We start from the raw sequence: 14,568 nt of genomic DNA, 5'->3' as shown, positions 1-14,568 counted from the left end.
ACCCCACACGCCCCACGGCTCACCCCGATCGAGGGCCGCGTCGAGGCAGCGGGAGCGGATCGGGCAGGACGCGCACAGCGCCTTCGCCTGTTCCAGCTCGGTGGGAGAGTCCGCAAACCACAGGTCGGGATCATCGACCCGGCAGGGCAGGTCACCACGCGCGGACACTATCTGAACAAATCCGCTTGTGGCGGTTGAGGTTTCGGATACCCCTCGGCATGTCACGGTAGACACGTCCTTCTCCTCTGCTCTCATTGCGACGGTCAATCTCTTCGGTTCGATGAAGTGGGTGCGAACCAGAGCCGAGGCTGCGAGCGGGAAAAGAGCTCGAACTACAAAGGCCACGGTCCGCGATGCGGGTCCGTGGCCTTGAAAAGACGGTGGGAGTTGATCTACCGAGGAATTCCTCGACAACTCCGATACACGGACTCGACTGCTGCTGCGGGACGACGACGGGCTGCCGACCAGACAATCGCCGGTGCCGTTTCCGCCGCGTTCATGCCGAACAGCGCGGAGGCAGCAGCGACTGCCGTCTCATGTGCTTGGAACTTCGTCATTTCACTGCCACCTCCATTTCTTCTCGATCCGATGTGAACCACACGGGTCTCCCCGCGCACTGAAACCACAGTAGGCAATTCTCCAGAACCGCACAACCTATTTTTGACCTGCAGTGATGCGCGCTACCCCCTGCCGCGTGGGAGTCGTTCAGGGACTACCGCTTCCCTTGATCACACCGAGGACGTCCTCGCCGAACTGCTCGAGCTTCTTCGCACCGATCCCGGGGATCGCGACGAGCCCGCGATCGTCCTGCGGCCGCTGCTCGGCGAGAGCCGTCAACGTGTTGTCGCTGAACACCACGTACGCCGGGACCTTCAGCTCCCGCGACTTCTCGAGCCGCCACGACCGCAGCGATTCGAGCAGCTCCACGTCGACATTGGACGGGCAGCCCTCGCAACGACCGAGCATGGTCGCGGTCGTCCCGATCAGCTGTTTTCCGCACAGCCGGCACCGTGGACGCTTCTTGTTGCTCTTGACGGGCGCCGCGATCCGCGAGGCAGGTGAATCTTCGGGGATGAGTCCGTGCAGGAACCGCGAACGGCGCCGCGACTTGCGGCCCCCCTCGTTCCGGGACAGTGCCCACGACATCTGCAGGTGCTCCCGGGCGCGGGTCACGCCGACGTACAGCAACCGGCGCTCCTCCTCGACGGCCGCCTCGTCCGGTGCCGAGTTGGAGTCGCCGAGCACGTGCTGGATGGGCAGCGTTCCGTCGGTGAGCCCGACGAGGAACACGGCGTCCCACTCGAGCCCCTTGGCGGCGTGCAGGGACGCGAGTGTCACACCCTGCACGACGGGTGGATGCCGCGCCTCGGCCCGCAGACTCAGTTCGCGCAACAGCGCGTCGAGGGTCAACTCCGGATCCTGGGTCAGCTGTTCCTCGGTGAGCGCGACCAGCGCCGACAGCGACGACCACCGTTCGCGAGCCTGCGCACCCGCCGGTTCCGCGTCGGTCAGCCCCAGCGGAGCGAGGACGGCGCGGACGAGCGTGACCAGGTCGGCGCCGACCGCATCCGGCAGGTCGTCGCGACCTGCGGCCTGGCGCAGCGCCGCGACGGCCTGGCGCACCTCGGTGCGCGTGAAGAATCCCTCACCGCCCCGGACCTGATACGGGATGTCGAGTTTCGTCAGCGCCTGCTCATGTACCTCGGACTGGGCGTTGATCCGGTACAGGACCGCGATCTCCGCGGCCGGAGTGCCGGACGCGATGAGCCGCTTGATCGTGCGCGCCACCCCGGCGGCCTCGGCCGGCTCGTCGTCGAACTCGACGAAACTCGGCTCCGGCCCGGAGTCGCGTTGCCCGATCAGCTGCAGGCGGGTGCCCGCGATCCTGCCGCGGGCCGCTCCGATCACGCGGTTCGCCATCGACACGACCTCGGGAGTGGAACGGTAGTCGCGCTCGAGGCGGACGACGGTGGCCTCCGGGAACCGGCGCGAGAAGTCGAGCAGGTAGTTGGGTGTGGCGCCGGTGAACGAGTAGATGGTCTGGTTGGCGTCGCCGACGACGGTGAGGTCGTCCCGCTCCCCGAGCCAGGCGTCGAGGACCCGCTGCTGCAGCGGAGTGACGTCCTGGTACTCGTCCACGACGAAGCACCGGTACCGGTCGCGAAACTCCTCGGCGACAGCCGAATGCTCCTCGAGTGCCGCCGCCGTGTGGAGCAGGAGATCGTCGAAATCGAGGAGCATCCCGTCCTGGCCGCGGGCCTTGAGCTGCTCGTAGCCGTGATACACCTCGGCGACCTTCGCGGCGTCGACCGGCGCCTCCCGGCGTAACTTCGCCACCGCGCGCGGGTAGTCCTCCGGCGCGATCAGCGACGCTTTGGCCCATTCGATCTCGCTCGCCAGGTCGCGGACGCTCTCCGTGCTGGTGGACAGTCCGACCCGTCCGGCGGCGGACGACACGACCGCGAACTTGCGGTCCAGCAGCCGCCACTCTGTGTCGCCGATCACCTGCGGCCAGAAGTACCTCAGCTGCCGCAGCGCAGCGGCGTGGAACGTGCGCGCCTGAACCTGCGCTCCCCCGTCGCCGATCCCCAGGCTGCGCAGCCGGCCGCGCATCTCGCCTGCCGCGCGAGCCGTGAACGTCACCGCCAGCACCTGCCCCGCGGCGACGTGCCCACTGGCCACGAGGTGCGCGATACGCCGGGTGATGGTCCGGGTCTTCCCCGTTCCGGCCCCCGCCAGCACACACACCGGACCCCGGGGAGCGAGTACCGCTGCGGACTGTTCGGGATCGAGACCGGTACTCGTCACCTCTGCTGCGCCGGCTGCTGACATGGCGTCCATCATGACAGGGGCGACCGACACGGCGCGAAGCGGACGAACACCGCAGTGGGAACACACGACGGAGTCGTGGTGTTATATCCGCCGTGACTGCTACCGACACCCACGCCCTGACCATCTACTCCACCACCTGGTGCGGCTACTGCCGGCGCCTGAAGACGCAGCTGGACGAATCCGGCATCGGCTACGTGGAGATCGACATCGAGGACGATCCGGCATCGGCGGAGTTCGTCGGCAGCGTCAACGGCGGCAACCACGTCGTCCCCACCGTCAAGTTCGCCGACGGCAGCACCGCGACCAACCCGTCGTTGTCGCAGGTCAAGAAACTCCTCGGCGTCTAGGATTCCGTCGCTGCTCCCGCCCAGGACTCGATGATCCCGCGAGCGATGGAAATCGAGCCGGGGAGCAGCAGCGGGGCGTCGGTGTCCGACGCCCAGTCGCCGAGTTCGAGTGCCGTGCGCACCTCGTCCCGAGTGAACCACCGGGCCTCGGCGATCTCGCCGTCCGCGAACGTCAGCGGGGCGTCGGGATCGCCGACGGCCGCGAACCCGATCATCACCGAACGGGGAAACGGCCACGGCTGGCTGCCGAGGTAGCGCACCTCACGGACGTCGACACCCACTTCTTCCTTGATCTCCCGGACGACGCACGTTTCGAGCGATTCACCGGCCTCGACGAATCCGGCCAGGATCGAGAACCGCCGCGCCGGCCACGTGGGCTGCCGGGCCAGCAGGACGCGATCTCCGCCGTCGTGCACGAGGCAGATGACCGCCGGATCGGTGCGGGGAAATTCCTCGTGCCCGGTGCTCGTCGAGATCCGCGACCATCCCGACATCGTCGGCTCCGACGGCGCGCCGTCGAGCGCACTGAAGCCTGCGCTGTCGTGCCAGTTGAGCATCGCGAGCGCCCCGGTGAGTACCCCGGCGTCCGCGTCGTCCAGCGTCCCGCCCAGCATCCGGAGATCGGCCAGCTCGCCGGTCAGCGCCTGCACCCGCACCGCCCACACGTGCCGATCCTTGCGGATGCCGAGGAAGACCGCCCCCCGTTGCGGTTCGGGGCCGAGTTCGGTGGCGTCCGCGAACACCAGCCCGTCGTCGCCCACCCGCACCTGTCCGCGGTGATTGACGCGCAGTAGCAGCGCATCCCGCCAGCCCGCTCGCAGTGCGTCCGTGTCCGAACGCAATTCCTCGGCCCGCCCCACGGCGGAGCGGGACAGGAGCGGGGTGTCGTTCAGCCGGAATGCAGTCACGCCGTCGACACTACTGCCGATCAGTTGGCGACCCGACGGATGTACAGCAGTCGGTCGTTCTCCTCGATCGAATCGACCTCCGGCGAGCCGACCCGGATCAACCGCCCTTCCCGCACCACACCGAGCACGATGTCCGCGAGGTGACGCGGGGAGCCGCCGATCTCGTCCCGCTCCACGGGGCGTTCCGCGATCGCGAAACCGGCCTCCGGAGTCAGGAGGTCCTCCATCATCTCGACGACGCTCGGCGTCTTCGTGGCTATGCCGAGGAGCCGGCCGGCGGTCTCTGAGGACACGACGACCGAATCAGCGCCGGACTGCCGGAGCAGATGCGTGTTCTCGGATTCGCGGATCGCCGCGACGATCTTCGCCTTCGGTGCGATCTCGCGGGCCGTCAGCGTCACCAGCACCGCGGTGTCGTCACGGTTGGCCGCGACGATGATCGCCGACGCGTTCTGCGCGCCCGCCAACCGCAGCACGTCCGATTTGGTGGCGGACCCGTGGACCGTGACGAGGCCCTTGCTGGCCGCCGAGTCGAGCACCGCGTGGTCGGTGTCGACCACCACGATCTCCGACGGCGGAACGTCGTCGCCGAGCATCGCGTCGATCGCGGTGCGTCCCTTGGTTCCGTAGCCGATCACCACGGTGTGATTGCGCACGTGCTGCCTCCAACGCTGAATTTTGAACGCCTGCCGGGAGCTCTGCGTGAGCGCGGAGAGAGTCGTACCGACCAGGACGATGAGGAAGAAGATTCGAAGAGGCGTGATCAGGAGAACGTTGACGAGCCTCGCGGACGGTGTGAACGGCGTGATGTCGCCGTATCCCGTCGTCGACAACGACACCGTCGCGTAGTAGATGCAGTCGAGCAGCGACAATTCGTTGTCCTGCACGTCGCGGTAGCCCGCCCGGTCGATGTACACGATGAGAACCGCCAACGCCAACGCCGCCAAGGCGATACCCACGCGACGGTAGATCGCCCGCGCCGGACTGGTCTGCAGCTCCGGAATCCGGAGTACACCCACCAACGCGAAGTCGGGCCGGTCGGTCAGGGTGTCCGACCTGCTCAATCTCTCACGCAGCCTACCGGCCATATGTTCGTCTCCACGTTGCACTGAACTCCGACATCGGCTGGCAGCCTAACCCCGATTGCCCCATCGGTGACACGTCGGAGCCTCGTTGTCGCGAACCGAGTTGTTCGGGCAAGCTCACGTCATGCAACGAGAGAGCCACACACCACGACCGAGCCAGAAGCCCGCACTCCGCCTTGCCGCGCTTCTGCTCGGCGCGGGCACGATGCACTTCGTCGCCCCCAAGTTCTTCGACTCCACGGTCCCCACCCAGCTTCCGGGCGATGCCCGGACCTACACGTACGTGTCGGGGGTCGCCGAGCTCGCCATCGGCACGGCGCTCGCCGTGCCGCGAACCCGCCGGCTCGGTGGCGGCCTCGCTGCTCTCCTGTTCGTCGCCGTCTTCCCCGCCAACGTCAACATGGCAGTGGACTGGGTGAAGAGCTCCAAGACGACGAACGTGCAGAAAGCCGGTGCGCTGCTGCGTCTTCCGTTGCAGATCCCGTTGGTCACCGAGTCACTGAAGGCTCGGCGTCGGGCCTGATCTCGTCGGCGGGAGAACCGGCGGAACGGAGCAGACGGGCGAGCGCGTCGGCGTCGGGCAGGTGATCCGGCGCGATCGTCCGTCCGGTCCGCACGTAGTGGAAGGCGGCGCGCACCCGCTCGATCGGAACGTCCATCAGTTCGGCCCACGCCAGCCGGTACGCGGCCAGCTGCATCACGACGGCCTTCTCGTTGGCCGCACTCGGCTCGGCGCCGGTCTTCCAGTCGATCACCGTCCACCCGCCGTCGGGATCGGTGAACACCGCGTCGATCCGGCCGCGCAGCACCGTCCCCGCCACCGACGTCTCGAACGGCACCTCGACCTCGGTCGGGTTGCGGTCGGCCCAGGGCGAGCGCAGGAACGCGTCCTGCAGGGTCGCGAGGTCGGTGTCGGGGCCCGCGCCGGTGTCGGCGGCACCGGGTAGCTCGTCGAGGTCGAGCAGCCGGGTGGCCCCGAAGCGGCGCTCCACCCAGGCGTGGAACGCGGTACCGCGCCGCGCGAGCGGATTCGGCGGGTACGGCAGCGGACGCCTCAGCCGGGCGGCCAGGGCGTCCGGGTCGGCTTCGAGTTCGACGAGCTGGCTCACCGACAACTGACCGGGTAACACCACCTCGGTGCGGGCGTTCGCCCGCGCCTCCCGCTCGGCGAGAAGGGCGTCGACGTCGGCTGCCCAGTTCTCGGGATCGTCGTCCCCGCCTGCCGGTGCCGTCTCGCCTGCACTCTTCAGCGCCGCCACGACCAACGCCGCGCCGCGCTCGACCGACTCCCGTCGGAGCCCGAGCGGATCCCGCGGCCACGCAGCCGACTTGGGGGTACTGGTCAGCGGGTTCTGCTCGTCGGGTTCGGGTGCGGGCGCCCAGATGTCGACGATCCCGATTCCCTCGTGCTCCTCGTCGGTCACCGTGTCGCGCAGTTCGGTGAGGAACTCCGACGGACCCTTGGGCTCCGTTCCGGATTCTGCCCAGTGGTGACCCGACGCGAACAGCACCCGTTCGGTGCGGGTGAGTGCGACGTAGAACAGCCTGCGGTCCTCGTCGAGTTTGCGGGCCGCCAGCGCCGCCTTGTGCGCCTTCACGGCCTCCTCGAGGTCTTTCCGGTCGTACAGGTTCTCGAGCTCGAGAACGGGCACGCCGTCGGCCGACTCCCCCGGCCGCGCACGGTCTCCGCGCAGCGAGGGCGGCAGTTCACCGACGGCACCGAGCCAGGACCCGGACGCCGTCCGCGAGGGAAAGACGCCGGCCGTCAGGTGCGGTACCGCCACCACTTCCCACTCCAGCCCCTTGGCCGAGTGCACCGTCAGCACCTGGACGCGGTGCGGGTCCACCTCGACTTCGCCCGGAGCCAAACCCTTTTCGACCGATTCCGCGGCCGACAGAAAGGCGAGCAGTCCGGTGACGGTGGCCGACGTGCGGCTCGCGTACCCGGCGACGACGTCGGCGAAGGCGTCGAGATGTTCGCGGCCCGCACTCCCCCGCGCCGACCGACGCGTCCGGGCCTGTGCTTCGATGCCGATACCCAACACCCGTTCGACCTCGGCCACCAGCTCGGTGAGTGGCTGCCCGATCCGCTCACGCAGAGACGCCAACTCCGCCGCGACGGCGGTGATCCGTGCGTAACCGACCTGCGAATAGCGTTCGGCGGGACCGGGATCCGCCAGTGCATCCGCCAGCCCGGCCTGCTCCGCGTGCTCACCGGGCAGCGCCTCGCCGACGGCGTCGGCCAGAGCGGACGAATCGGTGACGGCGCCGGTGGTGCCGTAGCCGGTTCCGATGGCCAGTTCGGAGGCTCGCCGCGACAGCGCCGTCAGGTCGGCGGCCCCGATCTGCCATCTCGCCCCGGTCAGCATTCGCACGGCGGCACTGCCCGCCATCGGGTCGGCGACCACCCGGAGCATCGCGATCACGTCGGCCACCTCGGGGGTGTGGAGCAGTCCACCGAGACCGACCACTTCGACCGGCAGACCCCGGGACCGCAGCACCTCCGCGATCGGTGCGGCGTCGGCGTTGCGGCGGATCAGCACCGCGGCGGTCGGCGGGTCCTCGCCCCGGCTCGTGGCGTCCGCGTACTGTTCGGCGATGCGGTCGGCCACCCATTCGCGTTCCTGCACGACGTCACCGGTGAGGGCCAGCCGCACATCACCCGGGACGGCCTGCGGTCGCGCCCTCAGAGTGCTGACCGACACGCCCCGCTCACGCAGGGACGCCGACGCCATGTTGGCCAGCGCCAGTGCCTCCGGCGGGTTGCGCCAGCTCGTGAGCAGTTCCAGGGTCGGCGCCGGATCTCCGTTCGTCAGCGGGAAGTCCGTTGCGAAGCGGGGCAGGTTGGCCGCCGAGGCACCCCGCCAGCCGTAGATCGACTGCATGGGGTCGCCCACCGCGGTGAGCGCGAGTTCACCGTCGAGACCGCCGCCGAACAGGGACGACAGCAGCACCCGCTGCGAGTGTCCCGTGTCCTGGTACTCGTCGAGCAGCACCACCCGGAAGCGGGTGCGCTCGGCGAGTCCGACTTCGGGGTGGTCCGCGGCGACGCGTGCCGCGAGCGACATCTGGCTGCCGAAGTCGAGCGCACCTTCGCGGCGCAGCGTGTCCGCGAGACGCTGCACCAGGGGAAGGAGATCCACCCGCCGGTGCTGGGTGTCGAGGATGTCGAGCAGTTCCTTGCCGGGGCCGCCGCGCTGTCGCGGTCCGGCGGGCAGGGTGTGGACGAGCTTGTCGAGCTCGGTGTGCGCCTCTCGCAGATCGTCCGGTTCGACGAGGTGCTCGGCCAGCTGCCCGGACAACGCGAGTACGGCTTCGGTGACCGACGCCGGATTCCGGTCGGTGTCGAGGTCGCCGTCCCAGGAGCTGACCACCCGGTGCGCCAGCTGCCACAGTTCCGTCTCCGACAGGAGCGTCGCCGAGGGTTCGATGGGCAGCAGGAGCCCGTGCTCGGACAGCAGTCGCCCGGCGTAGGAGTGGTAGGTGCTGACTTCCGGTTCGCCCGCGAGGATCCGCGACCGCAGGTCGCCGCTCGGGTCGACCCTGCGGAGCAGGTCCGAACCCGCCAGCCGGGCAAGGCGTTTCCTGATCCGGGCGGTCAGCTGCTGCGCCGCCTTCCGGGTGAACGTCAGCCCCAGCACCGCCTCGGGGTCGACGACACCGTTGGCCACCAGCCACACGACGCGGGCCGCCATCGTCTCGGTCTTGCCCGCGCCCGCCCCCGCGACGACGAGGGTCGGGCCGAGGGGGGCCGCGATGACGGCGGCCTGCTCCGGGGTGGGTGGATGCTGCCCCAGGCCGATGGCGAGTTCCACCGGGTCGATACGGATGGTCATTCCGACGTCACCTGCCGTCCCTCGTCGTGCGCGGGGCAACTCGTGCGCACCGGGCAGTGCCGGCAACCGTCGTTGACGCGGGCGAGGAACCCCGGCCCCTTGGTGGCCGCCGCTGCCGCGTGGATCACCGCGAGCCACGTCTCGAGGTCCTCGTCCGACAGCGGTGCCTGCACCCGCTGGGTGGCGCCTTCCTTCTTGTGCGGTTTGGCGACGAAGACCAGCCGCGCCCCACCGGGTTTCGACGCCGGCTCCCCGTCGATCGCGCCGGTCGCCGCCGCCACCTGGTACGCCGCCAGCTGGGCGTGCTGCTGGGCGTCGTCCTTGGTGACCGGTGCGCGGGCGGTCTTCACGTCGACGATGACGGGCCTGCCCTCGGCATCGCGTTCGAGCCGGTCGATCCGCCCCCGCAACCGGATCGTCGGGGAACCCTCTTCCTGCGGTTCCAGGACACCGTCGACTGCCACCTCGACACCGACCTCGGTGAGTTCGGATCGGGTGTTCCCGAGCCAGGCGGTGAACGTGGCGAGCATGTCCCGGGTGCGGTCGAGTTCACGCCGCGAGTACCACTGAGATCCCAGATCGATCGAATCCCAGGCGTTCTCCAGTGCGCGTTCCACCTGATCGGGCGGGATGCGGCCGGCGAGCGCCTGCACCAGCGTGTGCACGAGCGTTCCGGCGATGGCGTGGGTGTTGTCGCCGTCCGTCCCGCCGTGGCGTTCGAGCAGCCACCGCAACGGGCACGTGTTGAGCAGGTCGATGGTGGACGGCGACAACGACACCGGTCCGTCCTCCTCGTTCCACAACGCCACGCCGGTGCTCGGTTCGGCGGTGCCGTACCACTGGTCCGGGTGTGCGCCGCGCACTCCGGCGTCGGCGAGCCGGGCGAGTTGCCGCGCCGCGCGGTCCTGCCGGGCGGGATCGGATTCCGCGACGTCCGGATCGCAGACCACGCTGCGCAATTCGGCGACGAGGGCAGGCAGGGCCAGGACCCGGGTCGCCGGATCCTCCGCCTGCACGACCGTCTCCTCGACGTCCGAATCCTGGTCTCCGGCGAGCAACTCGTCGACGAAACGGGAGTGAACGAGATCGGCGTCGCCGCTGGCCGAGTCGACCGCGGTGACGAGCAGGCTCCGCCTCGCCCGGCTGCACGCCACCAGGAACAGCCTGCGTTCCTCGGCGAGGAGCGGTGCGGTGCGCGACATCCGGTCGGCGGCCGTCTCGCTGCCGTCGGACACTCCGGCGGTCAGGTCGATCAGCGCCTCGGTGCCGAGTAGGCTGCCGCGCGCCCGCAGGCTCGGCCACAGCCCTTCCTGCACACCCGCGACCGCGACGACGTCCCATTCGCGGCCGGCAGCCGAGTGGGCGCTGAGCACCGAGACGGCATCGACCGGGACGGCGGAGACGTTCCGCGTGGTGGGAATGGCTTGCCCGGTGAGGTAGTCGACGAACCCGGCGAGCTGTGCACGCGGGAGGCGGTCGACGTAACTCGCCGCGGCGTCGAACAGGGCGACCACGGCGTCGAGGTCGCGGTCGGCCTGTGCCCCGATCGGACCTCCGCGGGCGGAAGCCGCCGACCAGCGGCGTTCGAGTCCGGTGGCCTGCCATGCCGCCCACAGCACGTCCTCGATGCCGCGCCCACGGTCCAGGGGCACCTTCGCCTTGCGCAGCACGGACAGCACCCGGTTCAGGGATGCCGCTTCGACGTCGGTCAGCTTGGCCGTGACCCTGCGGGTGCTGTCGGTCTCGCCCACCAGCACGAGACGGAGGAGCTCGGCCGAGTCGCGGTCGCCGCCGGACGCCAGCTCGGCGCGCCGCAGTCCCCGGCGAAGACGCCGGAGCGCCACGGGTTCTGCGCCGCCGACGGGGCCGGCGAGCAGGGCGAGTGCGTCCTCGCCCGTGAATTCCTGCCCCGACAGTGCCCGCAGCACCAGCATCAGTCCCGACACCCCGTGCTGACGGGCCAGCGGCAACTCGGACGCCGCGGTGGTGACGGGCACACCTGCACCCAGCAGGGCACGACGCAGCGGCGCCAGGGCGCGCGGCACCGAGCGCACGATCACCGCCATCTCCGACCACGGCACCTCGTCGAGGAGGTGGGCGCGACGCAGGGTGTCGGCGATGAGCGCAGCCTCCTTCGCCGCCGTGCTCAGGACCCGGACCGACGTCCGTCCGCCGTCCCGCGCCGGGCTCCAGATCCGATGCGGCAGATGCCCCGGAAGCCGGGACGTGATCCGGGCTGCCGTGGTCGCGACCTCCGCCGTACTGCGAAAGTTGACCGGCAGCAACACCTGCCGGGGATCACCCTTGTCGGCCAGTTCGGCGAGGAATGTCGGGTCGGCCCCGCGGAAGCCGTAGATCGACTGGTCCGGGTCGCCGGCGACGACCGTGGTGCGGGTACCGGTGCCGACGAGCCGGACGAGTTCCGCGGCCTGCGGATCGAGGTGCTGAGCGTCGTCGACGAGCAGGTGCCGCACCCGGGCCCGCTCCGTGCGCAGCAGGTCCGGGTCGGTGGCGAACGCGGTGAGGGCCGCACCGATCAGTTCGGCGGCGTCCAGCGCAGGCGCGGTGGCCTCGGGGGCCTCGACACCGACGGCTCCGCGTAGCAGCATGCCGTGCTCGTACCGGGCGGCGAACATTCCCGCCGCCACCCACTCGGGACGGGTGTGCCGCCGACCCAGTTTGATCAGGTCTTCGGGGCCGAGGCCGCGCTCGCTCGAGCGCAGCATGAGGTCGCGCAGTTCGACGGCGAAGCCGCCCAGTGCCAGTGCGGGACGCAGACGTTCGGGCCACATCTCGCCGCCGTCCGCGATGTCGCCGTGCAGCATCTCGCGCAGCACGGCGTCCTGCTCGGCGCCGGTGATGAGGCGCGGGGGCGGGTTTCCGTGGGCGGCGGCCTGCAGCCTCAGCACCGCGAAGGCGTAGGAGTGGACGGTGCGTACGAGCGGTTCACGCGTGGCACGGGGGCCGTGGTGTTCGTCGTGGCCGATGAGCGCGGCGGTGACCTCTTCGCGCACCCGGCCGGCCGCTCGCTTCGACTGCGTCAGCACCAGCACCGACTCCGGGTCTTCGCCACCGGCGATCCGGTCGACCGCGACGTCCACGAGAAGCGACGTCTTGCCCGTTCCCGGGCCGCCGAGCACCTGCCAGGGATTCCAGCCCATTCCGAGGGGCGGCGCGGTGAGGACCCGCTGCGTGGCGTCGTCCCACACCCGGGCCTCGCGGACCGGGTTCTGACGGTGCACGAGCCGGGCACGGGGAACCGACGTCCTGGTGCGCACCGCCGATTCCGTCATGGGTGGCATTCCACCAGAACGGTCCGACATCTCGTGCGGCGACCCGATCCGGCATCATGGGTCACGTGTCAGCACTGAATACGTACCTGTTCGGCGCCGAGGACGGCACGGAGATCCTCGCCCTGCACGGACTCACCGGTCACGGCAGACGGTGGGAGGCACTGGCCACCGACCAGCTGCCGGACGCCCGCTGGATCTCCCCGGACCTGCTCGGGCACGGCCGTTCCACGTGGGCGCCGCCGTGGAACCTCGAAGCCCACGTCGCGAGCCTCGTCGACACACTCGACGCGTATGCGCGGGGACCCGTCCTGGTGGTGGGCCACTCGTTCGGGTGCGCCCTGGCACTGCACCTGTCGCGCGCCGTCCCCGACCGCGTCCGGGGACTCGTGTTGCTCGATCCCGCGATCGGGCTCGATCCCGAGGTGATGCAGTCGGTGGCGGATCTCACCATCTCGTCCCCCGACTACACCGACATCGCGGAGGCTCGATCCGAGAAGGTGCACGGCTCGTGGGGTGAAGTGGCCCGCGACGTCCTCGAGAACGAGATCGCCGAACACCTGGTGCCGCTGGCGAACGGCCGGGTCAACTGGCGGCTGTCCACCCCCGCCGTCGTCACGGCGTGGGGCGAACTCGCACGCGAGGCCGTCCTGCCGCCCGCGCACCTGCCGACCGTCCTCGTGCAGGCGTCGAAGGTGCAGCCGCCGTATGTCACACCCGAATTCCGCAAGGCTCTCACCGACCATCTGGGCGACAACCTGACCGCCGTCGACCTCGACTGCGATCACATGGTGCCGCAGGCCCGGCCCGACGAGGTCGCCGAGCTCGTCCGCACGCTCCTCTGATGGTCGCGTGATGGTCGCGACGACGGAGGAACAGGTCGAGGCGGTCCGCGCACTGGTCGCGTCGATTCCGCCCGGACGGGTGGCCACGTACGGCGACATCGCCTCGGCGGCAGGGCTGTCCAGTGCGCGGACGGTCGGCTGGATCATGCGCACCGACTCCGCCGATCTCCCCTGGCACCGGGTGCTGGGCGCGTCGGGACGACCGGCGCCGCATCTCGCGCACCTGCAGATCGCGAAGCTCGAACTCGAGGGTGTTCCCATCCGGGACGGCCGCGTGGATCTCGCGGCGGCCCGGCACCGGTTCGATCAGTCCGGCTGACGCCCCGCCCGCCTCAGCACGTGCTCGGCGCGGGATCACCGCGGAACCGGGCGTCCATCCAGTCCAGCCCCTGCGGCAGCCCCAGCGCCGCCGCCGACAGGTGGTCGGGGGTCGGAGTGAGCAGAGTCTGCACCGGAGTGCCCGCGTCGCAGTACCGCCGCAGGGTGGTGTCGATCGAATCGACCGGGATCAGTGCGTCCGTCGGGCTGTGCCATTCGAAGATCGGCGTGGTGGGCACGCCCGGATACAGCTCCAGGCTGTTCTCCTCCATCACCTTCCACGCTTCCGGATCGTCCATGAAATTCTTGTTGTCGGTCATCTGTGATGCGCTGCGCCCGATTCCGAACAGCATGATCTCGTTGGTGCATCCGTTGCCGATCATCTGCTTCATCCAGCGGCCCTGATCGTTGAGCTGGCCGCTGACGTCGATGCGGTCCGGGTATTCGCGCTCCAGCCCCAGCGCGGCGGCCATCGCGAGACCGAACGCGGGGTGCGGGTTGGTGCCCAGGGCCTCCGCCATCTTCACCAGGTTCATCGGGGTTCCGCCCTCGGCGGCGCCGACGATGTTCAGTTCGGGGGCGTAGCTCGGTGCCAGCGCCGCCGCCCAGGCCGTGGCCATGCCGCCGCCGGAATATCCGCCCAGTCCGACCTTGCTGTTCTGCACCTGCAGTTCGGGGACTCGCTGGACGGCGCGGATGCCGTCGAGGGTGATCTGGCCACCGAGCTTCGCCGCGCCGTACGCCATCCTCGGTCCCAGATGGTCGGGCAGCGCCACTGCCCACCCGCGCGCGAGTGCGATGTTGAGTCCGGCGGCCTCGCGGATCTGGTGCAGGGGGTCGGTGGTGTAGAGCTCGGTGACGATCTTGCACTTGTTGCCGAGCGAATTGATGATGTGCTGGTACGACACCAGCGGGCCGTCCGGGACGTGGTTCGGGGGCAGCACGTACGTGGTGTTCGCCGCGATCGGCTTGCCCTCGGAGTCGGTGGTCCGGAACAGCAGCTCCCACATCGCGCTACCGGGGAAGTAGTACGACGGCGGCAGCTGGCGGATCTTCAGGACTTCGCCCGGAGCATGGTCGGCGACGTCCGCGGGCTGGATGTAGAAG

The 14,568-nt window shown here is 69.9% G+C and carries 11 protein-coding genes; 4 read left to right on the top strand and 7 right to left on the bottom strand.

Translation table 11 applies throughout. The features are described 5' to 3' along the window. A partial coding sequence (locus G9373_RS47320; RefSeq protein WP_240961072.1) for a WhiB family transcriptional regulator occupies positions 1-255 on the bottom strand: 255 nt, incomplete at its 3' end. 450 nt (positions 256-705) lie between these two features. Further along, a complete protein-coding gene (locus G9373_RS42645) occupies positions 706-2,844 on the bottom strand; it encodes an ATP-dependent DNA helicase UvrD2 (RefSeq protein ID WP_005564831.1) in 2,139 nt (712 codons plus the stop codon). Between the two features lie 80 nt (positions 2,845-2,924). On the opposite strand from G9373_RS42645, the gene G9373_RS42640 reads away from it, so the two are divergent. Further along, positions 2,925-3,179, top strand: coding sequence for a mycoredoxin (locus G9373_RS42640; protein ID WP_005564830.1), 255 nt, complete (start codon positions 2,925-2,927; stop codon positions 3,177-3,179). Here the strand turns inward: G9373_RS42640 and nudC are convergent. Together nudC and G9373_RS42630 are read right to left on the bottom strand one after the other, a co-directional pair. Further along, complete coding sequence (nudC, locus tag G9373_RS42635) at positions 3,176-4,087, bottom strand: NAD(+) diphosphatase (protein WP_120659285.1); 912 nt, start codon at positions 4,085-4,087, stop codon at positions 3,176-3,178. The two genes, G9373_RS42640 and nudC, sit on opposite strands and share 4 nt — an antisense overlap. A gap of 20 nt (positions 4,088-4,107) precedes the next feature. Next, on the bottom strand, positions 4,108-5,175 hold the full coding sequence (locus tag G9373_RS42630; protein ID WP_005564826.1) for a potassium channel family protein: 1,068 nt from the start codon (positions 5,173-5,175) through the stop codon (positions 4,108-4,110). Between the two features lie 121 nt (positions 5,176-5,296). Between G9373_RS42630 and G9373_RS42625 the strand changes: the two genes are divergently transcribed. Further along, a complete protein-coding gene (locus G9373_RS42625; protein WP_043788825.1) occupies positions 5,297-5,695 on the top strand; it encodes a MauE/DoxX family redox-associated membrane protein in 399 nt (132 codons plus the stop codon). Here G9373_RS42625 and G9373_RS42620 read toward each other — a convergent pair. Both G9373_RS42620 and G9373_RS42615 read right to left on the bottom strand, forming a co-directional pair. Next, positions 5,661-9,008 carry a UvrD-helicase domain-containing protein gene (locus G9373_RS42620; RefSeq protein ID WP_005564823.1) on the bottom strand — a complete coding sequence of 1,116 codons (3,348 nt, stop codon included), beginning with the start codon at positions 9,006-9,008 and terminating at the stop codon, positions 5,661-5,663. The genes G9373_RS42625 and G9373_RS42620 overlap by 35 nt on opposite strands. Beyond that, positions 9,005-12,301, bottom strand: coding sequence for an ATP-dependent DNA helicase (locus G9373_RS42615; RefSeq protein WP_005564821.1), 3,297 nt, complete (start codon positions 12,299-12,301; stop codon positions 9,005-9,007). Before G9373_RS42615 ends, G9373_RS42620 begins: the two co-directional genes overlap by 4 nt. Before the next feature lie 56 nt (positions 12,302-12,357). Between G9373_RS42615 and G9373_RS42610 the strand changes: the two genes are divergently transcribed. Both G9373_RS42610 and G9373_RS42605 read left to right on the top strand, forming a co-directional pair. Next, the gene (locus tag G9373_RS42610) at positions 12,358-13,143 is read left to right on the top strand and encodes an alpha/beta hydrolase (RefSeq protein WP_005564819.1); all 786 of its coding nucleotides are present in this window, start codon (positions 12,358-12,360) and stop codon (positions 13,141-13,143) included. 10 nt (positions 13,144-13,153) lie between these two features. Continuing rightward, positions 13,154-13,462: an MGMT family protein gene (locus G9373_RS42605; RefSeq protein ID WP_167120906.1), complete on the top strand. Its 309-nt coding sequence runs from the start codon at positions 13,154-13,156 to the stop codon at positions 13,460-13,462. A gap of 13 nt (positions 13,463-13,475) precedes the next feature. Here the strand turns inward: G9373_RS42605 and G9373_RS42600 are convergent. Then, the coding region (locus tag G9373_RS42600; RefSeq protein WP_167120905.1) for a lipase family protein at positions 13,476-14,568 on the bottom strand (1,093 nt) is incomplete at its 5' end.

This window comes from Rhodococcus sp. A14, from assembly GCF_011603105.1.
GTDB lineage: Bacteria > Actinomycetota > Actinomycetes > Mycobacteriales > Mycobacteriaceae > Rhodococcus_F > Rhodococcus_F opacus.
This window is presented reverse-complemented; position numbering and strand designations above follow the sequence as displayed.

Bases quoted from the DNA above. Each gene is read 5' to 3' on its own strand.
- G9373_RS42645 (WP_005564831.1), bottom strand. From the start codon at position 2,844: ATGATGGACGCCATGTCAGCAGCCGGCGCAGCAGAGGTGACGAGTACC.
- G9373_RS42630 (WP_005564826.1), bottom strand. From the start codon at position 5,175: ATGGCCGGTAGGCTGCGTGAGAGATTGAGCAGGTCGGACACCCTGACC.
- G9373_RS42625 (WP_043788825.1), top strand. From the start codon at position 5,297: ATGCAACGAGAGAGCCACACACCACGACCGAGCCAGAAGCCCGCACTC.
- G9373_RS42620 (WP_005564823.1), bottom strand. From the start codon at position 9,008: ATGACCATCCGTATCGACCCGGTGGAACTCGCCATCGGCCTGGGGCAG.
- G9373_RS42615 (WP_005564821.1), bottom strand. From the start codon at position 12,301: ATGACGGAATCGGCGGTGCGCACCAGGACGTCGGTTCCCCGTGCCCGG.
- G9373_RS42610 (WP_005564819.1), top strand. From the start codon at position 12,358: ATGGGTCACGTGTCAGCACTGAATACGTACCTGTTCGGCGCCGAGGAC.
- G9373_RS42605 (WP_167120906.1), top strand. From the start codon at position 13,154: ATGGTCGCGACGACGGAGGAACAGGTCGAGGCGGTCCGCGCACTGGTC.